Origin of the sequence: Saccharopolyspora shandongensis (assembly GCF_900106995.1) — a bacterium.
Classification (GTDB): domain Bacteria; phylum Actinomycetota; class Actinomycetes; order Mycobacteriales; family Pseudonocardiaceae; genus Saccharopolyspora; species Saccharopolyspora shandongensis.
Window position 1 is genome coordinate 304713 of sequence record NZ_FNOK01000004.1, and the last position, 26703, is coordinate 331415.

The 26703-nt window shown below is 70.7% G+C and carries 22 protein-coding genes; 10 read left to right on the plus strand and 12 right to left on the minus strand.

The annotated features are described in order from the left end of the window. The first annotated feature begins 424 nt into the window (after window positions 1-424). Window positions 425-1996 carry a DEAD/DEAH box helicase gene (locus tag BLW84_RS06380; RefSeq protein ID WP_245760985.1) on the plus strand — a complete coding sequence of 524 codons (1572 nt, stop codon included), beginning with the start codon at window positions 425-427 and terminating at the stop codon, window positions 1994-1996. A 157-nt stretch (window positions 1997-2153) separates the two neighbouring features. Next, complete coding sequence (locus tag BLW84_RS06385) at window positions 2154-3356, plus strand: Rv3212 family protein (protein ID WP_093262321.1); 1203 nt, start codon at window positions 2154-2156, stop codon at window positions 3354-3356. 49 nt (window positions 3357-3405) lie between these two features. Here BLW84_RS06385 and BLW84_RS06390 read toward each other — a convergent pair whose 3' ends face one another. From BLW84_RS06390 to BLW84_RS47270, 5 genes are all read right to left on the minus strand, one after another. Then, entirely contained in the window at window positions 3406-3801 is a 396-nt protein-coding gene (locus BLW84_RS06390) for a hypothetical protein (RefSeq protein WP_093262323.1), read from the minus strand. A gap of 26 nt (window positions 3802-3827) precedes the next feature. After that, entirely contained in the window at window positions 3828-4661 is an 834-nt protein-coding gene (locus BLW84_RS06395; RefSeq protein ID WP_177226314.1) for a RecB family exonuclease, read from the minus strand. Window positions 4662-4708: 47 nt separating this feature from the next. Then, entirely contained in the window at window positions 4709-5590 is an 882-nt protein-coding gene (locus tag BLW84_RS06400) for a PHP domain-containing protein (protein ID WP_093262443.1), read from the minus strand. Between the two features lie 82 nt (window positions 5591-5672). Beyond that, window positions 5673-6245: a PH domain-containing protein gene (locus BLW84_RS06405; protein ID WP_093262327.1), complete on the minus strand. Its 573-nt coding sequence runs from the start codon at window positions 6243-6245 to the stop codon at window positions 5673-5675. A 26-nt stretch (window positions 6246-6271) separates the two neighbouring features. Next, window positions 6272-6433: a hypothetical protein gene (locus BLW84_RS47270; RefSeq protein WP_165968041.1), complete on the minus strand. Its 162-nt coding sequence runs from the start codon at window positions 6431-6433 to the stop codon at window positions 6272-6274. 145 nt (window positions 6434-6578) lie between these two features. Between BLW84_RS47270 and BLW84_RS06410 the strand changes: the two genes are divergently transcribed. The 4 genes from BLW84_RS06410 (at window position 6579) to BLW84_RS06425 (ending at window position 9680) form a co-directional block, all read left to right on the plus strand. Then, the gene (locus BLW84_RS06410; protein WP_177226322.1) at window positions 6579-7007 is read left to right on the plus strand and encodes an NUDIX domain-containing protein; all 429 of its coding nucleotides are present in this window, start codon (window positions 6579-6581) and stop codon (window positions 7005-7007) included. A 452-nt stretch (window positions 7008-7459) separates the two neighbouring features. Next, a complete protein-coding gene (corA, locus tag BLW84_RS06415; RefSeq protein WP_093262445.1) occupies window positions 7460-8539 on the plus strand; it encodes a magnesium/cobalt transporter CorA in 1080 nt (359 codons plus the stop codon). A gap of 152 nt (window positions 8540-8691) precedes the next feature. After that, window positions 8692-8880 carry a hypothetical protein gene (locus tag BLW84_RS06420; protein ID WP_093262331.1) on the plus strand — a complete coding sequence of 63 codons (189 nt, stop codon included), beginning with the start codon at window positions 8692-8694 and terminating at the stop codon, window positions 8878-8880. Between the two features lie 320 nt (window positions 8881-9200). Next, window positions 9201-9680 (plus strand): CAP domain-containing protein, encoded by a 480-nt coding sequence (locus BLW84_RS06425; protein ID WP_093262333.1) that lies wholly within the window; start codon window positions 9201-9203, stop codon window positions 9678-9680. A gap of 122 nt (window positions 9681-9802) precedes the next feature. Here the strand turns inward: BLW84_RS06425 and BLW84_RS06430 are convergent, their stop codons facing one another. The 6 genes from BLW84_RS06430 to BLW84_RS06455 all read right to left on the minus strand — a co-directional run bounded on the left by BLW84_RS06430 (window position 9803) and on the right by BLW84_RS06455 (window position 16230). Further along, window positions 9803-10975 (minus strand): ABC transporter ATP-binding protein, encoded by a 1173-nt coding sequence (locus BLW84_RS06430; protein WP_093262335.1) that lies wholly within the window; start codon window positions 10973-10975, stop codon window positions 9803-9805. A 4-nt stretch (window positions 10976-10979) separates the two neighbouring features. Beyond that, window positions 10980-11825 carry a carbohydrate ABC transporter permease gene (locus tag BLW84_RS06435; RefSeq protein ID WP_093262337.1) on the minus strand — a complete coding sequence of 282 codons (846 nt, stop codon included), beginning with the start codon at window positions 11823-11825 and terminating at the stop codon, window positions 10980-10982. After that, a complete protein-coding gene (locus BLW84_RS06440) occupies window positions 11825-12748 on the minus strand; it encodes a carbohydrate ABC transporter permease (protein ID WP_093262447.1) in 924 nt (307 codons plus the stop codon). Before BLW84_RS06440 ends, BLW84_RS06435 begins: the two co-directional genes overlap by 1 nt. Further along, window positions 12748-14004, minus strand: coding sequence for an ABC transporter substrate-binding protein (locus tag BLW84_RS06445; protein WP_245760967.1), 1257 nt, complete (start codon window positions 14002-14004; stop codon window positions 12748-12750). The genes BLW84_RS06440 and BLW84_RS06445 overlap by 1 nt, the downstream gene beginning before the upstream one ends. A gap of 336 nt (window positions 14005-14340) precedes the next feature. Beyond that, window positions 14341-14862: a YflT domain-containing protein gene (locus BLW84_RS06450; RefSeq protein WP_093262339.1), complete on the minus strand. Its 522-nt coding sequence runs from the start codon at window positions 14860-14862 to the stop codon at window positions 14341-14343. A gap of 156 nt (window positions 14863-15018) precedes the next feature. After that, window positions 15019-16230, minus strand: a complete 1212-nt coding sequence (locus tag BLW84_RS06455) for an MFS transporter (RefSeq protein WP_093262450.1) — start codon at window positions 16228-16230, stop codon at window positions 15019-15021. A gap of 153 nt (window positions 16231-16383) precedes the next feature. Here BLW84_RS06455 and BLW84_RS06460 point away from each other — a divergent pair, with 153 nt between their 5' ends. Genes BLW84_RS06460 through narI form a run of 4 tightly spaced genes read left to right on the plus strand, consistent with a single transcriptional unit; the run spans window position 16384 to window position 23115 of the window. Continuing rightward, window positions 16384-20064, plus strand: coding sequence for a nitrate reductase subunit alpha (locus BLW84_RS06460; RefSeq protein WP_093262341.1), 3681 nt, complete (start codon window positions 16384-16386; stop codon window positions 20062-20064). Further along, window positions 20064-21704: a nitrate reductase subunit beta gene (gene narH / locus BLW84_RS06465; protein WP_093262343.1), complete on the plus strand. Its 1641-nt coding sequence runs from the start codon at window positions 20064-20066 to the stop codon at window positions 21702-21704. Before BLW84_RS06460 ends, narH begins: the two co-directional genes overlap by 1 nt. Further along, window positions 21704-22354, plus strand: a complete 651-nt coding sequence (gene narJ, locus BLW84_RS06470; protein WP_093262345.1) for a nitrate reductase molybdenum cofactor assembly chaperone — start codon at window positions 21704-21706, stop codon at window positions 22352-22354. The genes narH and narJ overlap by 1 nt, the downstream gene beginning before the upstream one ends. Then, window positions 22351-23115 carry a respiratory nitrate reductase subunit gamma gene (gene narI, locus BLW84_RS06475; protein WP_093262347.1) on the plus strand — a complete coding sequence of 255 codons (765 nt, stop codon included), beginning with the start codon at window positions 22351-22353 and terminating at the stop codon, window positions 23113-23115. The genes narJ and narI overlap by 4 nt, the downstream gene beginning before the upstream one ends. A 13-nt stretch (window positions 23116-23128) precedes the next feature. Here the strand turns inward: narI and BLW84_RS06480 are convergent, their stop codons facing one another. Further along, window positions 23129-26674, minus strand: coding sequence for a patatin-like protein (locus BLW84_RS06480; RefSeq protein ID WP_093262349.1), 3546 nt, complete (start codon window positions 26672-26674; stop codon window positions 23129-23131). Window positions 26675-26703: the final 29 nt, after the last annotated feature.

The following is a 26703-nucleotide window of genomic DNA, read 5'->3' on the forward strand; positions in this document are numbered from 1 at the left end:
TCCCCGAACGTCACGGTCTGGGCGAGTCCGTCCGAGCGGGACGGCCCCCGGGACCATGTCTGCGTGTACGCGGCCCGAGCGAAATCGCTCGTCGGCCTTGGCGCACGCGACGCCGAGAAGAACGAACCAACAGCGGCTCAGCCGCTGAGCGAACAAGGGCGCGCACCATCACGTCGGTGACCACGAGCACGAAGAGCGGCCGCGAGCAGCGAGCCGCCGTGCCGGGAGGACGTCGCCACGGATCGGCCCGAACCGGGACGCATGCGCGCAGGTACCGAGAGAGGCGATCATTCTGACGTTCACCAACAGCCAGGCCCCCGACGGCCTCGAAGATCGCAATGGGGGCGGCAGCCCCGACACCGCGGACGGCACGCAGCTCGAGCACCTCGAATCCGGTGCCCCCGAAGCCGCGGACGCGCCGCCCCTGACGGCCGGCAGCACCGGCAACCCGGACGCTCCGACCTTCGCCGAGCTCGACGTGCACCCGGACATCGTCCGCGCGCTGCACGAAGCCGGCATCGAGCGCACCTTCGCCATCCAGGAACTGACCCTGCCGCTGGCGATGCAGGGCGAAGACCTGATCGGTCAAGCCCGCACCGGCACCGGCAAGACCCTCGGCTTCGGCGTCCCGCTGCTGCACCGCCTGCAGCTGCCCGGCGACGGCACCCCGCAGGCGCTCGTCGTGGTGCCGACCCGCGAGCTGTGCCTGCAGGTCACCCGCGACCTCACCGACGCGGGCAAGCACCTGGGCGTGCGCACCGTCGCCGTCTACGGCGGCCGCCCCTACGAGGAGCAGATCTCCGCGCTCCGCAAGGGCGTCGACGTGGTCATCGGCACCCCGGGCCGCCTGCTCGACCTGGCCGAGCAGCGCCACCTGGTGCTCGGCAAGGTCCGCGGGCTGGTGCTCGACGAGGCCGACGAGATGCTCGACCTCGGGTTCCTCCCGGACATCGAGCGCATCCTGCGCATGGTCCCCGAGCAGCGGCAGACCATGCTGTTCTCCGCCACCATGCCGGGCCCGATCCTGACCCTGGCCCGCACCTTCCTGACGCAGCCCACGCACATCCGGGCCGAGCAGGCCGACGAGAGCGCGGTGCACGAGCGCACCCGGCAGTTCATCTACCGGGCGCACTCCATGGACAAGAGCGAGCTGATCGCCAAGGCCCTGCAGGCCACCGACCGCGGCCTGGCGATGATCTTCAGCCGGACCAAGCGGACCGCGCAGAAGCTCGCCGACGAGCTCACCGAGCGCGGCTTCGCGGCCGGCGCGGTGCACGGCGACCTCGGGCAGGGCGCACGCGAGAAGGCGCTGCGCGCGTTCCGCTCCGGCAAGGTCGACATCCTGGTGGCCACCGACGTCGCGGCCCGCGGCATCGACGTCGCCGGCGTGACCCACGTGATCAACCTGCAGTGCCCGGACGACGAGAAGACCTACGTGCACCGCATCGGCCGCACCGGCCGGGCCGGTCGCGAAGGCGTCGCGATCACCCTCGTCGACTGGGACGAAGAGCCCCGCTGGAAGATGATCAGCGACACGCTCGGCCTCGACAAGCCCGAGCCGGTCGAGACCTATTCGACCTCGCCGCACCTGTTCACCGACCTCGACATCCCGACGGACGTCACCGGTCGACTGCCGCTGTCCAAGCGCACCCGCGCCGGGCTCGACGCCGAGCCCGAAACGCAGGGCGAGGCGAAGCGGCCGCGCCGCAACCGGCGGCGCACCCGCGGCGGCTCGGACCAGCACCAGGGCGAAGCCGAGACCGGTGCCCGCCAGGACAGCGACGCCGAGACCCGGCCCGCCCGACGCCGGCAGCGCCGGCGCACCCGCAGCGGCGCCGAAGCCGCGGTGCAGCAGCCGGAGGCGCCCGCCACCGGAGGCGAAGCCGACGCAGGCGAGCGGCCGCGCCGTCGGCGCCGCAGGCGTCGCGCGGGCGAGCCGGCCGGCGAAGCCGGTGGCACGGCGCGCAGCGGCAACGCCGAAGGCGGCGCCGCGTAGCAGCAGGCGAGACCCGTGAGCCGGGAGGCTCGCGGGTCGAACTCCGGGCGGCGTCCGCAACTCCCGCAGGGGGCGCCACCCGCACCGCCACGCACGGCGAGTCCGGCAACAGGCTCTAAGCTCGGCCCAGGAACAGCCAGGCGATCGAGGAGTGACTGTGGTTCGGCCGGAGCGGCGCACGAGAACCGACCTCGCCGTGGTGGTGCTGATCGTCGTGGCCGTGCTCGCCGGGAGCGTCGCGCTCTTTTTCAACAGCGATGCGCGCGCCACCGTCTCCGAGCCCGCCGCCCAGCCCATGCCGGAACTTCCCGCGGCCACCGCCGTGCCGGAGACGCTCTCCGAGGCGTGGCGCGCGACCAGCCCGGCCACTCCGGTGCCGGTCGTCGCCGGGCCCGCGGTGGTCACCGGATCGGGCAACGAGGTGAGCGGCCACGACCCGCTCACCGGCCAGGTCGCCTGGCGCTACGCCCGCGACATTCCACTGTGCACGGTCGGCGCGGAGTGGAACCGCGCGATCGCGGTCTACCGCAAGTCCGAGAACTGCAGCGAGGTCACCTCGCTCCGCGGGGCCACCGGGGTGCGCGGGCCGCAGCGCAATGCAGACGCCGAGTTCGGCACCCAGCTGCTCGCCGACGGCACCTACGTGACGGCCACCGGGCAGCGCTCCTTCGAGTCCTGGCGCTCGGACCTGGTGCGCACCCAGCAGTTCGGCATGCCGCCCGCGGTGAAGAACCCGGACAACAACATGAAGCGCCCGGACTGCACCTACTCCTCCATCGCGGTGGGGGACGAGCGGGTCGGGGCCGTCGAGACGTGCCCCCGCGAACAGGGCCGGATCACGGTCCTGAAGGCCCATCCCGAGGACGACGAGAAGCCGGAGGAGATCTTCAGCGTCGTCCTCGGCAGCCTGTCGGCGGGAGTCATCGCGGTCAACGACAAGTACGTCGCGGTGGTCCTCCGAGACCGCTCCCAGGTCGAGGTCTACAACAACAACGGCGCGGTGGAGACCACCTTCCCGGTGCGCGTCGGCACTCCCGACCTCCGGGCGAACGTGCAGGTCGAGTCGACCTCGAAGGGCCACCGGATCTACTGGCACACCGGCACCGACACGGTCGCACTGGACCCGGAGACCCTCACTCCACTGTGGACTTTGCCGGACACGCTCGGCCCGGGCGTCGGATTCGGCGGAAAACAGCTGGTACCGGTGCGGGAGGGCCTGGCGGTCCTGGACGCGCCGACCGGCAACCGCGAGCGGGTGATCCCGGTGGACCGCGCCGGCTACACCGGCCCGGTCCAGCTCAACGCGGTGGGCCCGGTGCTCCTGGAGCAGCGCGGCGACACGCTCGTCGCCCTGCACTGACCCGGCGGCGCGAAAAGTCCTTGTCCCCCAACGAGAACACGGACTCCGGTCAGGCCCACCACCAGAACCACAGCGAGCCGAACACGACCACGAGGACGCCGCAGGCCGCCAAGCCGCCGCGCGCGTCGTTGCGCCGGTCCGCGATCGCCTGCAGCACCAGGGCGATCAGCGACGCCACCAGTTGAGCGATCACCGCGGCCAGCCCGGGGCCTTCCTGCCCCTGGTTCGTCGCCCAGAACTGCACCACCACCAGCACGAGCGCGAGCAGCAGGAAGCCCGCCGCCAACGCGCCACTGAGGCCGCGGAGCGCGGAACCGGCCCGGCTGGGCGGCTGCGGTCGGCTCAACGAGTGCCGCCCGCGCGGCCGCTGCGGCGGCGGCTCGCTGGATTCCGGCAGGCGCCGCGTGCGGGGCGGCCGCGGTCGTTGCGAAGCGGGTGTGCGCATCGGCCCGTCCTCAGGTCGCATGCTCATCAATCCCCCAGCAAAGCCCACGGGGGCAGGCTCGGCGCCGCCTGCCGGCCCTCCTCGCAATGCGCCCGGAAGTCGCACCACGAGCAGTGCGGCCCGGTTCGCACCGGGAACATCGCCTGCGGATCGGCACCGAGCTCGAACGCGTCCGTCGCGGCCTGGAGTTCCCCGGCGAGCTGCTCGGCGCGATCCTGCAGCTCGGCGAGCGATTCCGCAGTGTGATCCCAGCCCGCGACCGTCCCGGTCGGCAAGTGGTGCAGCTCGACCCGCCGGCACGGCCGACGCAGGTTCTTGCGCGCTGCCAACGCGTACAGCCCGAGAGCCAGCGACTGCCGCGCATCGTCGACGCGCAGTCCGTGCCGTCCGGTCTTGTAGTCGACGACGACGAGTTCGCCGTGCCGGTCGTCGATCCGGTCCACCCGGCCCTCGGCGATGATCGAGCCCATCGGCGCGGAAACCCAGCGCTCGACCGCGAGCGGCACGACGTCGGGCGCCAGCTGCTCGACGTACGAGCCGACCCACTCCTGCGCCCGGCGCCGGTAGTCGCCCGCCTGCTCCGGGCTCGCGAAACCGTCGGACTTCCAGTACTCGCGCACCAACGCGGTGGCGCGTTCCGGGGTGCGCTGATCCCCTCGCAGCTCGAAGTACGCGCGCAGAGCGTTGTGCACGACGGCGCCCAGCGTGGCGTTCGCCCAAGCACCGGAGCGCGACGGCGTCGGCCGGTCCAGGTACGTCATGCGGTACTTCCGGGGGCACTTCGCCCAGGTCGCGAGTCTGGCCGGCGTGACCCGCACCAGCTTGCTGGGAATTCCTTCTAGACCGAGCTGCCCCTGCACGCCCCCACAGTACGCAGTTTTCCCGCTACCCGACCGATCCGCCCCGATCAGCCGATGACCTTGCTGCCGCTGCACCGCTCCTCCAGCCGATCCAACGAGTCGGGCGGGGTCGTCTCCTGGCCGATCCGGATCGTCTTGTTGGTGCCGTGGTAATCGCTGCTGCCGGTGGGGATCAGATCCAGCTCGGCGGCCAGCCCGCGCAGCCTCGTCCGGGTCTCGGCGTCGTGGTCGGGATGGTCGATCTCGATCCCGGCGAGCCCGCGGCCGGCGAGCTCGGCGACGACGTCGGCGGTCACGATCGGGCCCCGCGCGGTCGCGAAGGGGTGCGCCAGCACCGTCGCCCCGCCGGCCTCGGCGATCATCTCGATCGCGCGGTGCACGGGCGTGTCGGTGCGCGGGAGGTAGTAGCTGCCGCGGCCGCCGAGGTACTTGGCGAAGGCCTCGTCGACGCTCGCGACCGTCCCGGCGTTGACGAGCGCGCGAGCCAGGTGCGGGCGACCTCCCGGCGAGTCGGGTGGCAGGCCGGCCATGAGTCCGTCCGGATCGACCGGGAAACCGTCGGCGGCCATGTGCTGCGCCATCTGGTAGAGCCGCTCACGGCGCTCCGCGCGCAGCCGTGACTGCTCCCGCACGAGCGCGGTGGAGTTCGGGTCGAACAGGTACGCCAGCAGGTGCACGGTGATGTTCCGACCGTCTTCGCCCGGACACGAGCACGACAGCTCGGCGCCCGGCACCAGCCGGAACCGGCCGGGCTCCGCGAGATCGCGCACGGCCCGCTCGGCCGCCGCCCACCCCGCGGTGGTGTCGTGATCGGTGATCGCGATCGCGTCCAGGCCGGCAGCGAGCGCCGTCGCCACCAGCTCTGCCGGTGTATCGGTCCCGTCGGACTCGGTGGAATGCGTGTGCATGTCGATTCGCACACCCACCAGTGTGACCGATGGTCCGACCTCGGGCCGAACCAACACCCGTCCGGCCGACCCGGGCGCTGCCGCGCCGGGCCGACCGCAACGGTCAGAGCTTCGCGGCCTTCCGCTTGCCCACCGCGGCGCGTCGCGCCTTGAGCATGGAGAAGCGGTCCTGCTGCTGGCCCTTCTTGTCACCGAAGACGAGCGCCGAGATCGCGTCCTCGACCTCGGTCGGGTTCGGCACGTAGTCGATGCGGTTGAGGGCCTGGATCTGACCGGCCGACTCGACCACGAGAGTGCCGTACCCGAAGACGCGGCCCATCAGCGTGCGAGCGAACGTCAGGTCGGTGACCTTGGTGATCGGCATCATCGCCACGTTGGTGGTGAAGATGCCGGTTGTGATCAGGAACCGCTTGTCGGTCACGACGACGCGTTCCACGTACCAGTCCAGGACCTGGTACGCGAAGCGGATCAGGATGATCAACCCCACGTACCAGAGGATGTTCTGGACCAGCCCACCGCTGCCCTCGGGCACCAGGTAGGACACCATCACCAGACCCACCAGCAGGCCGGCCGCCTCGAAGAGGTCCCACACCAGGACCGCCCAGTGACGCCGCACGCGGATCACTCGGCGTTCACTGTCCAGCAGGTATTCGTCGGGGTCCCTTGGAGCGAACACGGCACCCGCCTCCCGCGGCTCGCGCTTTACTGGAAGAGGTTCTGCATGAAGGTGATGACGGCCTCGGCTGCTCCCCGGAGACTGCCCAGGATGCCGTTGATGACACCGCTGGCTTCCACTGGCGCGGAAAACAGGAAGAACAGGAGGAAAGCAACTCCGGCCCACGTGAGGATTTTCTTCATGTTCACTGTGACGCACCCCGTCCGAAATGCCCTTGAGTAGCGCAGGCGCCTGCTGATCCGTTGTACCGCACTCCGCCGCTTTACGGCAGCTTTGTACCGCACTTGGGTCAGTCGTTTCCGGGCAGCCCCGGATCAACTACCCTCCGTGGCGATGATCGTATCGGAGAATCCTGTGATCCGCTGCGTCGGCGCGATAATTCACCACCCGGACGGCCGGTTGCTACTGGTCAAACGTGCACATGAACCCGGAAAGGGGAAGTGGTCCCTACCGGGTGGCCGAGTCGAGCCCGGCGAGACCGACCATTCGGCGGTACAGCGCGAAGTTCGCGAAGAAACCGGACTCTTCGTCACCGTCGGTGAGCTCGTCGGCCGGATCTTCCGGCCCGCGGCGCGCGGCACCTACGAGATCCTGGATTACTCCTGTTGGAGTACTGAACAGGATCTTTCCGCTGGTGACGACGCCGCCGACGCAATTTGGGCGGACAGTGCGACTTTCGCCACACTGGACCGCGACGGAGCGCTGACCGAAGGTCTGGCCGAGATCCTGCGGTCCTGGAATAGTTTACCCCGCAACGAGTGATGGCCGAAATACGACCGGGGAACGCCGGCGCGGCCCCGTCACGATCCGCCGAGAGACGCGGTTCGGGTCGAACACAGGTCCGGATGCGATTCACCCAATACGCCCATTTCACCCGTTCCATGCATTGCGGTTCCGGCGGGATGCGACCTCGAATGCGAGCGGTTGCCATCGGTCCACTCGGACGGAGTATCGTGTCGGGTTGGCTGACTAAGGACCACCGCGTCGGTGGATGACCTTCGGGAGGTGAGGGATCGTGGACAGCAGTGCCGATAGCGCGCTTCCGTGCAGTACCAACAGCATCCCCGCCGGAAGGGCCAGCCGCTAGGCGCTCGCCCGTCAGGGCCGGCAGGGATGCGCGAGCAGCGGGCTGAGCCCGCGAAGCACGCCACCCACGCAGCTTCCACCCGGATCCCCGTCCGCCGGGGGGCTGCGCCCGGACCTTGGAGGTCGCCGTGCCCAACCTGCCGTCGCTCGGCCTGCGCAACCGGAACAACCGCGCGCCCCAACCGCTCATCCGCAGTGCCGCCCCCGTCTCCGCGTACGTCGTCGACTGCGCGATCTACGACGACGGGCGCCGCGTCGAAGGTTCGTGGAACCACTCCGACGCCATCGAGGAGGTGCGGCGGCGCGGTTCCGGCTTCGTCTGGATCGGGCTGCACGAACCCACCGAAGAACAGATCAACGGCATCGCCGAAACCTTCGGCCTGCACGAGCTGGCCGTCGAGGACGCCGTGCACGCGCACCAGCGCCCGAAGCTGGAGCGCTACGACAACACGCTGTTCATGGTGCTGAAGACGGTCCGCTACACCGACACCGAGACGCGGTCGGCGACCAGCGAGATCGTCGACACCGGCGAGCTGATGGTGTTCCTGGGCCGCGACTTCGTCATCACGGTGCGGCACGGCAAGCACGCGGGGCTGGCCGAGGTGCGCAGCCAGCTGGAGGCCGACCCGGAGCAGCTCGCGCTGGGCCCGTCGGCGGTGCTGCACGGCGTCGCCGACCACGTGGTGGACACGTACCTGGAAGTCACCGAGGCCATCCAGGACGACATCGACGAGATCGAGGCCGAGGTCTTCGAGCCGGGCACCAAGATCGACGCCGAGCACATCTACCTGATGAAGCGCGAAGTCATGGAGCTGCGCCGCGCGGTGCAGCCGCTGACCAAGCCGATGCAGCGGCTCGCCGAGGGCTACACGCCGATGGTCGCCGACGAGGTGCGGTCCTACTTCCGCAACGTCGAGGACCACCTGGCGAGGGTGTCCGAAATGGTGGGGGCCTTCGACGAGCTGCTGACCACCCTGGTGGACGCGACGCTGGCCAAGATCACGCTCCAGCAGAACACCGACATGCGCAAGATCTCGGCGTGGGTCGCGATCGTCTCGACGCCGACCATGATCGCCGGGATCTACGGCATGAACTTCACCCACATGCCCGAGACGGATTGGACGTTCGGGTATCCCCTGGCCCTCTTGGTGATGCTCGGCGCCTGCATGGTGCTCTTCAAGATCTTCCGGCGGAACAAGTGGCTGTGATCGCACTTCGTAACGAATTCCGCGCCGCCGGCGATATGCCTTGCGGGGTCACTTCGCGTCCGGTCGTCGTCGATCGGCCGCCGTTCCGCTTGTCGTTGTCCACCGCCCGTTTCCGTTCTCATCGGTCGGCGCGAGCGCGTGAGGAGGTTGTCATGCACCGTCTTCTGCAGCACCAGGGGCTGGTCCGGCATCGGCTCCTCACCGGCCCGGCCCCCCGGCGAAATCCCGTGACGCGTCGGGAGATCGCCGAGAAGTTGTTCCGGCACACCGTTTGGGTGCAGCGAAAACCCGGCGCGATGTGGGACGCGGTTCCCGCCGCGCCGCGCGCCGTCGCGCGCTGACGCCTGCCGGGACCACCGCGGGCCGCATCGTGAAAAACGAATCTCCGTCAGATCTTCGTTTTCTTCACGTTGGGAGGCACCGCCATGACTCGCTTGGCCGCCAACAAGCTCACCCTCCTGGTCGCCCTGATCATGGGGTGGATCGTCACCCTGTTCGTGATCATCGCGAACCAGTCCTGACGCTCCGCATTCAGCAGTCCACTATGGATTGAATCCGGCACGCCCGGCCGGTAGCCGGATCCGGCGACCTGATCGGGCGATGCCGTCGCCCCGCGGTTACAACACTCCCACCTTCGTCGCGATGCGGGGAGTGATCGCAGATGTCGCTGGTCGAACGGATTCTGTCGTGCGGGGCCGCCGTCCCGCTCCTCCTTCTCTGCGCTGGGCCGCCGCTGCAGGCGGCCCAGCGGACGCCACCGGAGCAACGAATACTCGCTCTCACCAACGCCGAACGGGCCCGGGCCGGATGCCCGGCGGTGCGCCTGAACGGCGACCTGACCCGGGCGGCCGCCGGGCACAGCGCGGACATGGCGCACCGCGACTTCTTCGACCACACCGGGAGCGACGGCCGCGACCCGGTGGACCGCACCCGTTCCGAGGGGTTCCCGAGCGGTTACGTCGGCGAGAACATCGCGGCCGGCGGCGAGACCGCCGACGAGACCTTCCGCCAGTGGATGGACGCGGCCTCGCACCGGGACAACATCCTCGACTGCGCCTTCACCGACCTCGGTGTCGGCCACGCGGCGACCGAGCACAGCCGCTACCACCACTACTGGACCCAGGCGCTCGGCCGCCCCTGAGGCCCACCGGCGTTCGCCGCGATTTCCGTTGAAATCGCGGAAGAACCCGCCCTGTCAGGTGGCGGGGCACCCGTGGCCAGGTTGCTCGGTCACGGGTGCCCCGAACCTCGATCGGATCTCGGTCAGGTGAGGGTCCGGCCCGTGGCCGGGTCGAAGAGGTGGATCTTGTCCGGGTCGAACCAGACCGTCAGGGGCTGGCTCTCCCGCGCCGCCGATTCGACCGAGAGGCGGGTCACCACCTGGCCCTCGTCCGTGGGCACCTCGGCGCTGCCGCTGTCGGCCGCCAGCTCGTCCAGCTCCGCCGTGCTCGCCCGCCCACCGTGGAGGGTGAAGTACACGTACTTGTCCGAGCCCATCTCCTCCACCACGTCCACCTCGCCGGTGAACGTCCCGCCCGCCGCGCGGGCCGTCTCGTCGAGCAGCGCCGCGTCCTCGAAGTGCTCCGGGCGGATGCCCAGCACCAGTTCGCGCGGTGCGTCCGCGGACTCCAGCGCGGTGCGGATCCGGTCGCTCAGCGGGATGTCGCCCAGCGGGCCGCGCAGCACGCCGTCGGCCACCTCGACCGGCGCGAAGTTCATCGCGGGCGAGCCGATGAAGCCCGCGACGAACAGGTTCGCCGGGTGCTCGTAGAGGTGTTGCGGCGCGCCGACCTGCTGCACCACGCCGCCGCGCAGGACCACGACCCGGTCGCCGAGGGTCATCGCCTCGGTCTGGTCGTGCGTGACGTAGACCGTCGTGGTGCTCAGCCGCTTCTGCAGCTTCGACACCGAGGTCCGCATCTGCACCCGCAGCTTCGCGTCCAAATTGGACAGTGGCTCGTCCATCAGGAACGCCTTGGGACTGCGCACGATCGCCCGCCCCATCGCCACTCTCTGCCGCTGCCCGCCGGAGAGGTTCGCGGGCTTGCGGTCCAGGTGCTTGGCGAGGTCGAGGATCTTGGCGGCCTCCTCGACCTTCTGCCGCACCGTCGCCGAATCCACCTTGGCCAGCCGCAGCGGGAACGCCATGTTCTCGAACACCGTCATGTGCGGGTACAGCGCGTAGGACTGGAACACCATGGCGATGTCGCGGTCCTTGGGCGCGCGCTCGTTCATCCGCTCCCCGCCGATGCGCAGTTCGCCGCCGCTGATGTCCTCCAGCCCCGCGATCATGTTCAGCGTGGTGGACTTCCCGCAGCCGGAGGGGCCGACCAGGATCACGAACTCGCCGTCCGCGATCTCCAGGTTCACCTCGCTGACCGCCAGCGCCCCGTCCGGGTAGCGCTTGGTCACCTTGTCCAGCACGATCTCGGCCACTTGGTTACCCCTTCACTGCGCCGGAGGTCAGTCCGGACACGATGCGACGCTGGAAGAACAGCACGAACACGATGATCGGAATGGTGATCACCACCGCGGCCGCGGAGATCGATCCCGTCGGGTCCTCGAACTGCGAGTCACCGGTGAAGAACTGCAGCGCCACCGGCGCGGTGCGGGAGTTCTCCGTCGAGGTCAGCGAGATCGCGAACAGGAAGTCGTTCCAGCAGAAGATGAACACCAGGATGGCGGTGGTGAACACCCCCGGCGCGGCCAGCGGCGCGATCACCTTCGCGAAGGCCTGCCCCGGCGTGGCGCCGTCCATCTTGGCCGCCTTCTCCAGCTCCCACGGGATCTCCCGGAAGAACGCCGACAGCGTGTAGATCGCCAGCGGCAGCGAGAAGGTGATGTACGGCAGGATCAGCCCCGGCCAGGTGTCGAACAGGCCCAGCGCCCGCTCGATCTCGAACAGCGGCGACACCAGCGACACCTGCGGGAACATCGCGATCAGCAGCGAGGCGCCGACCAGCACCCGCTTGCCGGGGAAGTCCAGCCGGGCGATCGCGTAGGCGGCCATGGTGCCCAGCACCACGGCGATGGCGGTCGCGATCAGCGCGATGCCGATCGAGTTCAGCAGCGCGCGGGTGAACTCGCTGGTGGCGAAGATCGCCGCGTAGTTCTCCAGGGTCCATTCGCGCGGGATCAGGTTGCCGTCGGAGAGCGTCGCCGGCGTCTTGAACGACAGCGACAGGATCCACAGCACCGGCACCAGCGCGTACACCAGCACGATGATGTTGAGCAGCGCCCACTTGGTCTTCCGCGCGGGGGTCTCGGCCCCGCCGACGCCGGCCATCAGCGCCTCCCCTTGTCGTCGCTACCGGGCGCGGCCGCGCCGAAGAGCTTCACGAACATCCACGCGATGAGCGCGACCGCGATGAAGATCAGGACCGACATGGTCGAGCCGATGCCCAGGTTCAGGCCCTTGATCAGGTTGTTGTAGGCGAGCACGGACACCGACGAGGTGCCCTGCGCGCCGGAGGTGAGCACCACGATGTTGTCGAAGACGCGGAACGCGTCGAGGGTGCGGAACAGCAGCGCGACCAGGATGGCCGGCTTCATCACCGGCAACATCACCTTCGCGAACCGCTGCCACGGCCCCGCGCCGTCCATCGCCGCCGCCTTGAGCAGGTCGTCGGGCACCAGCGCCAGGCCGGCCATCAGCAGCAGGGCCATGAACGGCGTGGTCTTCCAGATCTCCGCCAGGATCACGATGGCCAGCGCGCTGGCGTGCTCGGTCAGCGGCGCGCCGCCCGGCGTGATCGCGTTAGCCAGGTAGCCGGTGTCGGGCGTCCAGGCGTAGCGCCAGCTGAAGGCCGCGACGACGGTGACGATGCCGTACGGGATGAGGGTCACCGTGCGCACCAGGCCGCGGCCGACCAGCGCCCGGTGCATGACCAGCGCCAGCCCCATGCCGAGGGCGAACTCGATCGCCACCGAGACGACGGTGACCAGGATCGTCACCCAGAACGCGCTCCACCAGTAGCCGTTGCCGAGCACGGTGATGTAGTTGTCCAGCCCGACGAACTCGCGCTGGTCCGGGTACTTGAGGTCGAAGCGCTGGAACGACAGCCACAGCGCGTAGAGGATCGGCCAGCCGGTGACGGCGAGCATCACCAGCGCGGCCGGCGCGCACAGCAGCCAGCCGAGCTTGCGTTCGGCTTTCTTGCCCTCGCTGATCGCTTTCGCGGTTGGCAGGGAGTCCTTCAGCTGCACCATCACGGCATCACTCCCTTGGAGTCCAGGGCGTTCTGCACCTCGGTGCGCATCCGCTCCGCAGTGCTCTGCGGGTCGATCTCCGCGATCGGCGCCAGCAGGTTGGACAGCGCCGTGGAGACGTTCTGCGAAGCCGGCGTCACCGTTCGCACGCCCGGATCCTTGAGCGCTTCCAGGATGGTGTCGCGCATCGGGTACTCGGCGGCCACCTCGGGATCCGAGTAGACGGACTCGAGAGCGGGCGGCACGCCGTCGTTGATCGCGGAGAACTTCTGGCTTTCCGGGTTCCGCAAGCACTTCGTCGCTTCGAAGGCCAGGTCCGGCTTGGTGGAGAAGCTGCTGACCGCGTAGTTGGCGCCGCCGATGGTGGACTTGCTCGGCACCCCCGGCTGCAGGCCGGGCAGCCGCGCCCAGCCGACGTTGCGCGCCAGCTCGGGCTTCTTCTCCTGCATCGACGGGTAGACGAACGGCCAGTTCAGCTGGAACGCGGCCTGGCCGGACTCGAACTCCTGCCGGGCGTCGTCCTCCTTGGCGTTGTTCATCGACGCGCTCGTGACGCCCGCCGTGCCGAGGTCGCGCAGCGCCTGCAACGCCTGCACCGCGCCCTCGTCGATCACGGCGCGCTTGCCGTCATCGGAGATGATGTGCCCGCCCGCCGACTGCACGAGCGTGTTGAAGTGCACGTACAAGCCCTCGTACTGCGCGCCGGTGAGCGAGATCCAGTGCGGCTTGCCCTCCTGCTTGAGGCGCTGGGCGGTCGAGATCATCTCGCCCCACGTCTTCGGCGGTTCGGGCACCAGGTCCTTGCGGTACCAGAGCAGCTGCACGTTGGTGTTCTTCGGCGCCGCGTAGAGCTTGCCCTCCCAGGTGGCCGTCTCCAGCGGCCCGCGCAGCGTGTCGCGCTCGGCTTCGGCCTTGTTCTGGCCCGTCCACTCGCGGATCCACTCGGCCTCGGCGAACTCGCCGGTCCAAGAGACGTCCAGGTAGAGGATGTCCATGCCGGTGTCGCCGGCGGCCAGCCGGCGCACCATCTGCTCGCGCTGGCCATCGGCGTCGCGGGGCAGCTTGTGGTAGACGATCTGGTACCGCCCGCCTGACTCGGCGTTGCAGCGGTCCACGTTCTGTTGCAGGTTCTCCTCGGGCGCGCTGTAGAGGTTCACGGTGTTCGCGCCGGAGGCCGGTGCGCATGCGGTCAGCGCGGAGGCGCACACCAGCGACGCGCCCAGCACTGCCGCTGCACGGTTGCGGCGAACTCTCACGGTCGGTCCTTCCAGTTGCCGGTCGCAGCCGCGACCCGGCACTGGGGTGCCCACGCTTCGTCGCCTGCCACCGCCGGCGGTGAGCCGGTGTTGGCAAGCTAGGCGTCTTGATCAGTCAAGGCAAGGCCGCCGAGCCCCTTGTTGCTAATACGTGAAAGTCGGCGAAACCGGGCACCGGCACATTGCGCCGAAAGCCGTTCCGCGCTGCACCGACCGGCGCAAAGAGGCTGTTCACCGGGGCCTTCCGGCCGACGGGGCGCGATGCGATTTCCGGTAAAAACGCGAAACCCAGAACCCTGCCGCGCAGGAGTCCTGGGTTCCGGTCGGATCAGCCGATCACTGCGCCGACGGCGGGCGCATGGCGAGCTTGGCGAGCAGGTCCCGGCCCTGTTCCGCGTGGCGCGGCTGGGCCAGCACGTCGTAGCGGCCCGCGACCAGCTGGCTTGCCGAGGAGAAGTCCCGGCGGCCGCGGGTCGAGGCGTAGCCGACCGCCGCGGAAACCAGGCCGAACACGATACCCGCGCCCAGGCCGACCAGCACCGGGCCCAACCAGCTGCCCTGCGGCGTGAACAGGCCCAGAATCAGGCCGACGAACAGGCCGAACCACGCTCCGGAGGCCGCGCCCCCGCCCAGCACCCGACCCCAGGTCAGCCGCCCGGTGACGCGCTCGACGAGCATCAGGTCGACGCCGACGATGGTCACCTCCTGGACCGGGAAGTCGCTGTCCGCCAGGTGGTCGACGGCGCGCTGCGCCTCTTCGTAGGTGCCGTAGGAACCGATCGGCCAGCCGCTCGGCGGAGTGGGCAGGTTGGGTGTGCCCGGCGCCGACCGGCCGGAGCCGGTGAACGGATTGGACACCGCTGACACCTCCGTTGGATTGCTGCCATGGCGGAGACGGCGGGATCCGGGCGAGCCCGATTCCGGCGTATTGTCCCCTACCCCATCAGGCTACCCCGTGGAGTCTCCCGGAGATCATGTCCGTCCGAGCGGTTCCGCGCATCCGCAGACCGGATGTCACCCGGCGGCCTCCCGCCGGACGACCGCGAACGTCAGCGCCGCGCACCCCAGCGCGGCCAGCGCCAGGAGCACGAGGCCCCAGGTGTAGTCGCCCGCCGTGCCGTAGATCGCGCCCATCACCAGCGGCGGGAAGAACCCGCCCAGGCCGCCCGCGGCACCCACCAGGCCGGTCACCGCGCCGACCTCGTCGGGCGGGGCCAGCTTGGCGACCAGCGCGAACACCGCACCCGCGCCGGCCCCGAGCACCGCGGCCAGGCCGAGGAAGGCGATCGTGCCGAGTGGGACCAGCGGCAGTTCGAAGGCCGCCAGGCCCGCGAACGCCATGGCGAGCGAGCAGGCGATACCGAGCACGTCGGCCGGGTGCACGCGGTCGCAGAGCCAGCCGCCGATCGGCCGGGCCACCACGGCCAGCACCACGAACCCCGCCGTGCGCATCGAGGCGTCGCTCGCGCTGAGGTCGTAGGCGGACTTGAGGTAGGTGGGCAGGTAGACGCTGAACGCCACGAACCCGCCGAAGGTCAGCGCGTACAGCACCGACAGCTGCCAGGTCGCCCCCAGCCGCAGGGTTTCCACGGTGCGGTGGAACGCTGAACCAGGCGGCACCACCCGATCGGCCGGGTCGCCGAGCAGCGTCCACGCCAGCACCGCGACCACGACCAGTGCCACCGACACGACCAGGAACGGCGCCAGCTGGCCGAACGCGGCGGCCAGCGGCAGCGTGGTGAACGAGGCGATCGCCGTGCCGCCGGTGCCGACGCCGAAGACGCCGAGCGCCATGCCGCGGTTCGCGGGCGGGAACCAGGCGTTGACCGCCGGGACGCCGACGGCGAAGGTGGTGCCGCCGAGGCCGAGCAGCACGCCGCCGATCATCAGCACCGGCAGCGAATCGGGGAACAGCCCGACCAGCAGCACCGGGACGATCGTCAGCAAGCTGATCAGGGTGAACATCGGCCGGGCGCCGAAGCGGTCGGTGAGCGAGCCGACCGGGATGCGGCCGACGGAGCCGATGATCACCGGCAGCGCCACCAGGATCGCCTGGGTGAACGGTGCCAGTCCCAGCCGCTGGCCGATGACCGGCGCCAGCGGGCCGAGCAGCGCCCACGCCCAGAAGTTGATCATGAAGGCGAGGGTCGAGACCGCCAGGACCACCCACTTCCTCGCCGACGCGACCGCGAACCCGGCGAAGGCCGGCGCGGGATGGCTGACCACGACTGAAACCTCCGCTCTCGGGCGCGAACGGCCGAGTTGCACATCGCTCCGATCGGCCCAATCGTCGAGCTTGCGTGCCGCGAACACGGGCTGCGACTCGAAGCGCGCAGCCACCTCGGTCCACCGACGACAGCCCCGCGAAGGAGCCAGGCGATGGCGAACCGCCCGGATGCGGGCACCGATGGACCGGTGTCCGATCTCCTGCTGAGAACCCGCAAGCTGCTGTCCCCCGGCAAGGTCTCGGCCGATCTGCGCACCATCGATCTCGTCGGCGGGCGCGACGGCGACGTCTTCTACCGGGACCGCTGGAGCCACGACAAGGTGGTCCGCTCCACGCACGGCGTGAACTGCACCGGCTCGTGCTCGTGGCAGGTCTACGTCAAGGACGGGATCATCACCTGGGAGGCGCAGCAGACCGACTACCCCTCCGCCGGCCCGGATTCGCCGGAGTACGAGCCGCGCGGCTGCCCGCGCGGGGCGGCGTTCTCCTGGTACACCTACTCGCCCACCCGGCTGCGCTACCCGTACGTGCGAGGAGTGCTGCTGGAGCTGTACCGGCGGGCCAAGGCCGCCACCGGCGACCCGGTGCTCGCCTGGCAGTCCATCATGGATGATCCGGCGGCGCGGCGGAGCTACCAGCGGGCGCGCGGCAAGGGCGGGCTGGTGCGGGCCGACTGGGACGAGGTCGTGGAGCTCGTCGCAGCCGCGCACGTGCACACCATCCGCAGGCACGGCCCGGACCGGATCGCCGGGTTCTCCCCGATCCCGGCGATGTCGATGGTCTCGCACGCCGCGGGCGCGCGGTTCATCTCGTTGATCGGCGGCACCATGCTGTCCTTCTACGACTGGTACGCCGACCTGCCGGTCGCGTCGCCGCAGGTGTTCGGCGACCAGACCGACGTGCCCGAGTCGGCGGACTGGTGGAACTCCTCCTACCTGATGATGTGGGGCTCCAACGTCCCGGTGACCCGCACCCCGGACGCGCACTTCATGACCGAGGCGCGGTACCGGGGCCAGAAGGTCGTGGTGGTGTCGCCGGACTACGCCGACAACGTGAAGTTCGCCGACACCTGGCTGTCGCCGCAGCCGGGCACCGACGGCGCGCTGGCGATGGCCATGGGGCACGTGATCCTGCGGGACTTCTTCGTGCAGCGGCAGGCACCGAGCTTCGCCGACTACGTGCGCCGCTACACCGACCTGCCGTTCCTGGTTTCGTTGCGGGACACCGGTGAGACGCTGGTGCCGGACAAGTTCCTCACCGCGGCCGATCTCGGCGCGCCCGGCGAGCACGACCGGTTCAAGCCGGTGCTCGTCGACGAGCGCACCGGCCGCGAGCACGTGCCCGGCGGGAGCCTGGGATTCCGCTTCGGCAAGGAGGAAACCGGCCGCTGGAACCTGGACCTCGGCGAGGTGCGACCGCAGCTGAGCCTGCTCGGCCACGCCGCCGCCGAGCCGGTCGCGGTGGAGCTGCCGAGGTTCGACGTGCCCGGCGAGCGCGGGGCCCGGCTACGCCGCGGCGTCCCGGCGATCCGCGTGGGCGACCGCCTGGTGACCACGGTGTTCGACCTGGTGCTGGCCAACTACGGGGTGGGCCGGCCGGGACTGCCCGGGGACTGGCCGAGCGGCCTCGACGACCCGCGGCCGCACACCCCGGCGTGGCAGGAGGAGATCACCGGGGTGCCCGCCGCGCAGGTGACCCGGGTGGCCCGCGAATTCGCCCGCAACGCCGAGGAATCCGGCGGCCGGTCGATGATCCTGATGGGCGCGGGAACCAACCACTGGTTCCACTCCGACACGATCTACCGGGCGTTCCTGGCGCTGGTGACGCTGACCGGCTGCCAGGGGGTCAACGGCGGCGGCTGGGCGCACTACGTCGGCCAGGAGAAGTGCCGCCCGGTCACCGGGTGGGCGCAGCTGGCCGGGGCGCTGGACTGGGCGCGGCCCCCGCGCCAGATGATCGGCACCGCGTTCTGGTACCTCGCCACCGACCAGTGGCGCTACGACGCGCTGGGCGCCGACGAGCTGATCCACCCGCTGGGCCCGGGCCGGTTGTGGGGTGCGGCGATGGCCGACTGCATCGTCCGGTCGGCGCGGATGGGCTGGATGCCGTCGTACCCGACGTTCGACCGCAACCCGCTCGACCTGGTGGATTCGGCCCGCGCGGCCGGTGTAGAGCCCGCCGACCACGTGATCGACGAGCTGCGCGCCGGACGGCTGCGCTTCGCCTGCACCGACCCGGACGCCGAGCAGAACTGGCCGCGGATCGTCACGGTGTGGCGGGCGAACCTGCTGGGCTCGTCGGCGAAGGGCAACGAGTACTTCCTGAAGCACCTGCTCGGCACCGATTCCGCCCTGCGGGCCGAGGAGACCCCGCCGAACCGGCGGCCGCACGACGTCTGGTGGCATGCGAAGGCACCGGAGGGGAAGCTGGATCTGCTGGTATCGCTGGACTTCCGGATGACCAGCACCGGCCTGTGCAGCGACGTGCTGCTGCCCGCCGCCACCTGGTACGAGAAGCACGACCTGTCCTCGACGGACATGCACCCGTTCGTCCACGCGTTCACCCCGGCGATCGCGCCGCCGTGGCAGACCCGCAGCGATTTCGCCGCTTTCCACGCCGTGGCCCGCAAGTTCTCCGAGCTCGCCGTGACGCACCTGGGCATCCGCGAGGACCTGGTCGCCGCGCCGCTGCTGCACGACACCCCGGACGAGCTCGCGACGCCCGGCGGCGTGGTGCGGGACTGGGGACGCAACGAGGTGGACCCGGTTCCGGGCGTCACGATGCCGAAGCTGATCGTGGTGCGGCGCGACTACCCGGCGGTGGCGGAGAAGATGGCCGCCCTCGGGCCGCTGGTGGACCGGCTCGGCGTGGGCAACAAGGGCTGGACGGTCGTCCCGGACCAGGAGGTCGAGCGGCTGCGGCGCAGCAACGGCACCGTGCAGGGTGGTGTCGCCGACGGGCGGCCGTCGCTGGCGCGGGACGTGGACGCGTGTGAGGCGATCCTCGCGCTGTCCGGCACGACCAACGGCCGGATCGCGGTCGCCGGCTTCCGGGTGCTGGAGGAGCGCACCGGCGTGCGGCTGGCCGACCTGGCACTGGACAACGAGGGCAAGCAGGTCACGTTCGCCGACACCCAGGCGCGGCCGGTGCCGGTGATCACCTCTCCCGAGTGGAGCGGCAGCGAGCACGGCGGCCGCCGCTACACGGCATTCGCGATCAACGTCGAACGCCTCAAGCCCTGGCACACCCTGACCGGCCGCCAGCACTTCTACCTGGACCACGACTGGATGCAGGAGCTCGGCGAGGCGCTGCCGGTGTACCGGCCGCCGCTGAACATGCACCAGTTGTTCGGCGAGCCCCGGGAATCCGGCGGCACCGCGGTCTCGGTGCGCTACCTGACGCCGCACTCGAAGTGGTCGATCCACTCCGAGTACCAGGACAACCTGCTGATGCTCGCGCTGTCGCGCGGCGGCCCGGACCTGTGGATGAGCCCGGCCGACGCGGAGCTGATCGGGGTGCGCGACAACGACTGGGTCGAGGCGGTGAACCGCAACGGCGTGGTCGTCGCGCGGGCCGTGGTGTCGCAGAAGATGCCGCGGGGGACGGTGTACATGTACCACGCCAAGGACCGGGTGGTGGACGTGCCGAAGTCCGAGATCTCCGGGCTGCGCGGCGGGATCCACAACTCGCTGACCCGGCTGCTGCTCAAGCCCACCCACCTCATCGGCGGCTACGCCCAGCTGACCTTCGCGTTCAACTACCTGGGCCCGACCGGCAACCAGCGCGACGAGGTCACCGTCATCCGCCGCCGCAGCCAGGAGGTCGAATACTGATGCGCGTCATGGCACAGCTGGCGATGGTGATGAACCTGGACAAGTGCATCGGCTGCCACACCTGCTCGGTCACCTGCAAGCAGGCGTGGACCAACCGCGGCGGCGTCGAGTACGTCTGGTTCAACAACGTGGAAACCCGCCCCGGGCAGGGATATCCGCGCACCTACGAGGACCAGCAGCGGTGGCGCGGCGGGTGGCGGCTGACCCGCGGCGGCCGGTTGAAGCTGCGTGGCGGCGGGCGGTTCAAACGGCTGCTGTCGTTGTTCGCCAACCCGAAGCTGCCCGCCATCCAGGACTACTACGAGCCCTGGACCTACGACTACGACGACCTGATCTCCGCACCGCTGAGCGACCAGACGCCGGTGGCCCGGCCCCGATCGCTGATCTCCGGCGAGCCGACGAAGATCTCCTGGAGCGCCAACTGGGACGACAGCCTGGCCGGCTCGCCGGAGCTCACGCGGCAGGACCCGGTGCTGCGCAAGCTCTCCGACGAGGTCAAGCAGTCCTTCGAAGAGACCTTCATGTTCTTCCTGCCGCGGATCTGCGAGCACTGCCTCAACCCGTCCTGCGTCGCGTCCTGCCCGTCGGGCGCGATGTACAAGCGGTCCGAGGACGGCATCGTGCTCGTCGACCAGGAGCAGTGCCGCGGCTGGCGGATGTGCGTCACCGGCTGCCCGTACAAGAAGGTGTACTTCAACCACCGCACCGGCAAGGCCGAGAAGTGCACGCTCTGCTACCCGCGGATGGAGGTCGGGCTCCCGACAGTGTGCTCGGAAACCTGCGTGGGCCGGCTGCGCTATCTCGGGGTGGTGCTCTACGACGCCGACCGCGTGCTCGAAGCGGCGTCGGTGGACGACGAGCACCAGCTGTACCCGGCGCACCTGGAGGTGCTGCTCGACCCGAACGACCCGGAGGTGCTCACCGCCGCGCAGCGCGCGGGCATCCCGCCGGACTGGATCGACGCCGCGCGGCGCTCCCCGATCCATGCGCTCATCAAGGACTTCCGGGTGGCGCTGCCGCTGCATCCGGAGTTCCGCACCATGCCGATGGTCTGGTACATCCCGCCGCTGTCGCCGGTGGTCGACAAGCTGGTGGAGACCGGCCACGACGGCGAGGACGTGGGCAACATCTTCGGCGCCCTGCGGATCCCCGTCGAGTACCTGGCGGAGCTGTTCACCGCCGGCGACGTGCGGCCGGTGACCGAATCGCTGCGCAAGCTCGGCGCGATGCGCTCGTACATGCGCGACATCAACCTCGGCCGCCCGCCGAACCCGGCCATCCCGGAGGCCGCCGGGCTCGACGCCGAGCAGGTCCAGCGGATGTACCGGCTGCTCGCGCTGGCGAAGTACGAGGAGCGCTACGTGATCCCGCAGGCGCACGCCGAACTCACGGGACAGCTCGACGAGCCCGGCTGCTCGCTGGACTACGAGGGCGGGCCCGGCATGTACGCGTCGGGCCCGTTCGGGGAATCCTCCGGCCAGCCGGTGCCGATGTCGGTGGAGAACTTCCACCTGCTCAAGCAGCGGCAGAGCGCGGAGCACTTCACCGCGCCGGACGGCTCGCGCCGCGTGAACCTGCTCAACTGGGACGGGCGCGGCACGCCCGAGGGCCTGTTCCCGCGCAACGACGAGGACCGCTGATGGGCTTCGACCGCTCCCGCGCTCTCACCCACCGCATCGCGGCGTACCTGCTGGCTTACCCGGACGAGCCGCTGCGCGCACTGCTGCCGCAGCTGCGGGAGGCCGGTGCGGAACTCCCGCCGCAGTACGGCGCGCTGCTCCGCGAACTGCTGGACCACCTGGACGCGACGACGCTGCTGGCGGCGCAGCAGCACTACGTCGAGACCTTCGACCTGCGGCGGCGCTGCTGCCAGTACCTGAGCTACTGGTCCACTGGCGACACCCGCAACCGGGGGCGCGCCATCGCGGACTTCAAGCGCATCTACCGCTCCGCCGGCGTGCTGCCGCCCGACGACGAGCTGCCCGACCACCTCACGGTGGTGCTGGAGTTCGCCGCCACGACCGATCAGGAACTGGGCACCGCGCTACTGGTCAACCACCACGCCGGGCTCGCGCTGCTGGCCGAGGCCCTGCACGACCAGGGCACGGTGTACGCGCGCGGGGTCGACGCCGTGCTGGCCACGTTGCCCGCGCCGACACCGGCGGTGCTGCGGGCGGCCGAGCGCATCGCCGCGACCGGACCGCCGCAGGAGTCCGTGGGCATGTCGGGGCCGTTGCTGCCCTTCCCCACCAGCAGCCCCGAAACCGAGCAGACGGGAGTCCGCCGATGAGCACCTGGGACGTGCTGCTGTGGGGCGCCGCGCCGTACGCGACGATCGCGGTCCTGGTCGTCGGCTCGATCTGGCGCTTCCGGTACGACCGGTTCGGCTGGACCACCCGGTCCTCGCAGCTGCTCGAATCGCGGCTGCTGCGGTTCGCCAGCCCGCTGTTCCACTTCGGACTGCTGGTGGTGATCGTCGGTCACGCGATCGGGCTGCTGATCCCGGAGTCCTGGACCGCCGCGCTCGGCGTCTCCGAGCTCCTCTACCACCTGGTGGCGGTCGGCCTCGGCGCGCTGGCCGGGATCTGCACGCTGGTGGGGGTCGCGCTGCTGATCTACCGGCGGCGCCGCAACGGCCCGGTGTTCTCCGCGACGACCGTCAACGACAAGGCGATGTACCTGGTGCTGGTCGGGGCGATCGTGCTCGGGTTGCTGACCACGGTGCTGGCCAACGGCATCACCGAGGGCTACGACTACCGCGCCACGATTTCACCGTGGTTCCGCAGCATCTTCGTCCTGCAGCCGGACGTGGCGCTGATGGTGGACGTGCCCTGGCCGTTCAAGGCGCACATCCTGGTGGGGATGCTGCTGTTCGCGCTGTTCCCGTTCACCCGGCTGGTGCACGCCTTCAGCGGCTTCGCCGCGGTGCGCTACCTGTTCCGGCCCTACGTCGTCTACCGCAGCCGGGCCGAGGCACAACCCCGCCGCGGCTGGGAGCCCGTCGGAGTCCCCGGCAAGCACGACGCCCCGCGCCCGACCCGGAAGCACTGAGAATCCCCGGCTCTCAGGCGGAAACCTCGTTCCTGGGCGCCTTCGCCCGCGAGGGTGCCTTCGGCGCGAAATCGGTACGTCGCCTGGGCCGCGGCGCGAGGACGTCGATGGTGCCGACCAGGATCATGTGGGCGTAGGCGGTGAGGCCCGTCGCCAGGACGATCCAGCCGCCGCCGCTGAAGGCGTTCGGCTCGTACGACCACAGAACGCCGACGAACACCAACAGCGTCAGCACCGACGCCCCGACGCGCGCGGCGGTGCGGTAGGCCACCGCCGCGGGCCAGGTCAGCAGCCCCGCGACCAGCGCAAGCCCGAGGGGGCCGAGCCGGAATCCGGTGGTGAACAGCCAGAACTCCGCCGCCATCGCCACCACCGCGATGAACACCGCGGGCAGCCAGCGCGCCAAGCCGCGGCCGAAGCGGTGCGTCAGGCGCCGCCCCGACCACACGGCGAAGACCGCGGCGAGCAGCATCGCCAGCAATGCGCCAGGGCCGAAGGACGTGCCCGAGAAGTCGGCCAGGGCCAGCCAGTTGCCGGGCACGCCGCCGAACCAGCCGAAGCCGTCCGCGCACTCGACGTCCACGCCGGTGCCGGAATCCGAGCAAGCCACGGCCAGGGCGAGCATCGGCGATTCCGCCGAACCCGGCGGGAAGGGCCCGTCCGATACGACGAACGAGCTCTCGAACGCCGACTCGTGCTGGTCTGCGGACAGGACCTGCGTCCCGGGCAGCGATCCCAACCCGACGCCGGTGAACGCCACGGCGCTCGCCGCCAAGAAGCCCAGCAGCGCCGCACGGCGCGGCGCTGCGACCGCGTACACGATCGCCATCACCAGCGGCTTGATCAGCGTCATCGCCCGGCGACCCAACCACGGCAGCACGCCGCGCCCGGAGGGTCGGGCGGCCCGGTAGGCGAGCAGCCCGAAGCGCGTCGCCATCGACAGCGCCCGGGGCTCGCCGAGGTCGGCGAACCGCTGGCGGCCGACGTCGTAGCGCTCCACCTTGCCGGACAGCTGCGCGGGCGCGGGCAGCGGCGGCTCGCCACCGCGGTTCGGGTCGGCCCCGGAAGAAACGGATTCGACGAACGGAATTTCCTCCGCCGCGATCGTCCACTGCAGACGTTCGGTGAGCAGCCGCTGCGTCTCGGTCAGCGCATGCTCGTCGTCCGGGGCGGCGAACAGCGCGTCGAGCTCGGCCCGCACCTCGCCCGCGTGGCGCGCCCACATCTCGGCGAGGAATCCGCGCCACTGCTTGGCCTGCTCCTCGTCGAGGTCCCCGAGCTCCGCCGACGTCGGGCGGGAGACGATCGCCTGCAGCGCGTCGCCGAGCTCCTCCGAGCCGCTGTGGCGCCGGGCCAGCCGCGCCGGGTCGGCGAGCAACCTGACCAGCGCGGCGGCGGAGTCCATCCGCCCCCACATCCAGTCGTTCGCCCGCCACTTCGCGGACAGGAACGCGCCGAAGTTGCCCACGTCCAGGCCGCGGATCTTGTCCGCGATCCGCAGCGGCACGTCCTCGCCGCGGCGCAGCGCGTCGAACGGCAGCGGGCTCTGCTCGTCGCTGACCACGCGCAGCAGGTTGATCCGCGATCCCGGGACGCGCCCGACGTCCAGCGGCGCGGTGAGCACCACCAGCTGCCGCAACGTCTCCGCCCGCCGGTCGCTGCGCTCCAGCAGCGCGTAGCCGAGCTGCTGGGGCTCGTCGATCCGCTCGCGCGGCGGGGCCGCCGCGGCCAGCCGGTCGGCGACCCGGTGCAGCACCGCGCGCGCCTCCGCGACCGCGTCCACCCCGGCGGCGTCCGGAACCGCGTCCGCGCCGGAAGATTCCACAATGGACATCAGCTCGCGGGCGAGCTCGGCGAGATCGTCGTGGAAGTCCTCGCCCCGCTCGACGGCGCCCAGCACCTCGCCCAGCAGCGGCTGGATCGGGGACGGCAGGGCATGCTGCAGCCTGGCGCGACGGCGCTGCACGCGCTGCACCCACTCGTCGAGTTCGGTCGTCTCGACGATCGGCTCCAGCTTCGCGCCGTTGATCCAGTACTGGTCGGCGTGCCCCTCCAGCACCTCGCCGAAGCTCCGCAGCCGGTAGAGCACGGACTTGCAGCGCCCGATCTCTCGGCTCTCCGGCGCCCAGCGCTCGATGTCCCAAGCCCAGCCGAGGCATTCCTGCACCGCGGTGAGCAGGCCGCGCGCATCGTCGAAGACGCGCGTGGTGGCGTCGCTGCCGAGCCCGGCGGACAGCCGGTGCGCGAGCTGCGTCCTCGCCTGCGCCGACCACTCCGCCAGCGGGTCCCCGACCACCGGCGGCAGCAGCTTGCCGTCCTCGATGCCGGCGGGCTCGGTGAGCAGCCGGTACACCGCCTGGGCGTCCAGCTCCGCGCGGACCACCGCGTGGTCGGGCAGGACCGCGTCGACCTGCTGCGCCAGCACCGCCGCCCGATCGGCGTCCTTCGCGGCGCGCAGCGGTGCGAACAAAGCCTTGCGGCGCAAGGCGGTTCGCGCGACCAAGCTGTTGTGCTCGTCCAGCGCGTCGAGGTCCGCGAGCAGCGATTCCTGGGACAGCCGGGCGCGCAGGGCCGTCGCGGTCACCGGCACGGCGAATCCGGGCTCGCGGCGTTGCCCGTGCGAGGCAACGGGATCCGGGTTCAGGTAGAGCAGCCACCGGTGCGTCGGCCGGTCCGCCGGCGCGGCCGAGATCGCATCGATCGCCGCCGTCACCGGGATGTTGTCCAGCACGCCGCCGTCGATGACCCGGAACGGCGGGAGCAGCGGATCGGCGACCGTTTCGGAGAACAGCCCGATCATGTTCGGCTCGCCGGCCGGCGGTTCGCCGAGCGACGAGCGCACCTGCGCGGGCTCGAAGGCGAACGGGAACGACGACGTCGAGCGGGCGGCGTGGGCGAGCCGCAGCACGGTGGCCGCGAAGTCGTCGCCCGCGCCGAAGTCCGACAGCGGATCGCCCGCCCTGCCCTGGTGCCGGAACCGGAACGACGCGGTGCGCCGCTCCTGCAGCATCGGCCCGGACCGGCCGTCGAAGCGCTGCTCCAGGATCGGGTCCAGCAGGGTGGCGGTCAGCAGCAGGTCGGCGCGGTTGCCTGGGTGCTCCGCCGCCGCGGGCACGTTGTCGGTGATGACGTCGGCTAGCTCGGCGCGGAAGTAGCGGTCGCCTTCGAGCAGCGACGGCGGGCGGGACTGCCAGAACTTCGGCACCGGCCGGGACATGGCCTCCACGTCCCCCAACCGCACCCACACCTCGCGCATCCGGTCGAAGGGCATCCCGTAGACCAGCGTCGCCGACAGCAGCGTCGCGTTGAGGCCGCCGGCCGAAGCCCCGGCGAGCACGTCGACCGCGACCGAGTCGTAGCCGGACAGCTTCGCCAGCGACGCCCACGGGTGGGTGCCCGTCGAATCGTCGTCCGCCGGCGCCCGCGAATCCGCCACCGCCTCGCGGAGCCGGTTGATCTCGGCGACCGCGCCGCCGATCCACACGGCCATGCTCGCGCCGCCGCGCATGGCCAGCGCCAAGCGCAATTCCTGCTCGTTCTCCGCTGCCGCGGTGGCCACCTCGGAGCCCGCCCTCTCGATCGACGCCT

Bases quoted from the DNA above. Each gene is read 5' to 3' on its own strand.
- narJ (WP_093262345.1), top strand. From the start codon at position 21,704: ATGGGCTTCGACCGCTCCCGCGCTCTCACCCACCGCATCGCGGCGTAC.
- BLW84_RS06425 (WP_093262333.1), top strand. From the start codon at position 9,201: ATGTCGCTGGTCGAACGGATTCTGTCGTGCGGGGCCGCCGTCCCGCTC.
- BLW84_RS06420 (WP_093262331.1), top strand. From the start codon at position 8,692: ATGCACCGTCTTCTGCAGCACCAGGGGCTGGTCCGGCATCGGCTCCTC.
- BLW84_RS06410 (WP_177226322.1), top strand. From the start codon at position 6,579: ATGATCGTATCGGAGAATCCTGTGATCCGCTGCGTCGGCGCGATAATT.
- BLW84_RS06460 (WP_093262341.1), top strand. From the start codon at position 16,384: ATGGCGAACCGCCCGGATGCGGGCACCGATGGACCGGTGTCCGATCTC.
- BLW84_RS06390 (WP_093262323.1), bottom strand. From the start codon at position 3,801: ATGCGCACACCCGCTTCGCAACGACCGCGGCCGCCCCGCACGCGGCGC.
- BLW84_RS06435 (WP_093262337.1), bottom strand. From the start codon at position 11,825: ATGGCCGGCGTCGGCGGGGCCGAGACCCCCGCGCGGAAGACCAAGTGG.
- narH (WP_093262343.1), top strand. From the start codon at position 20,064: ATGCGCGTCATGGCACAGCTGGCGATGGTGATGAACCTGGACAAGTGC.
- narI (WP_093262347.1), top strand. From the start codon at position 22,351: ATGAGCACCTGGGACGTGCTGCTGTGGGGCGCCGCGCCGTACGCGACG.
- BLW84_RS06440 (WP_093262447.1), bottom strand. From the start codon at position 12,748: ATGGTGCAGCTGAAGGACTCCCTGCCAACCGCGAAAGCGATCAGCGAG.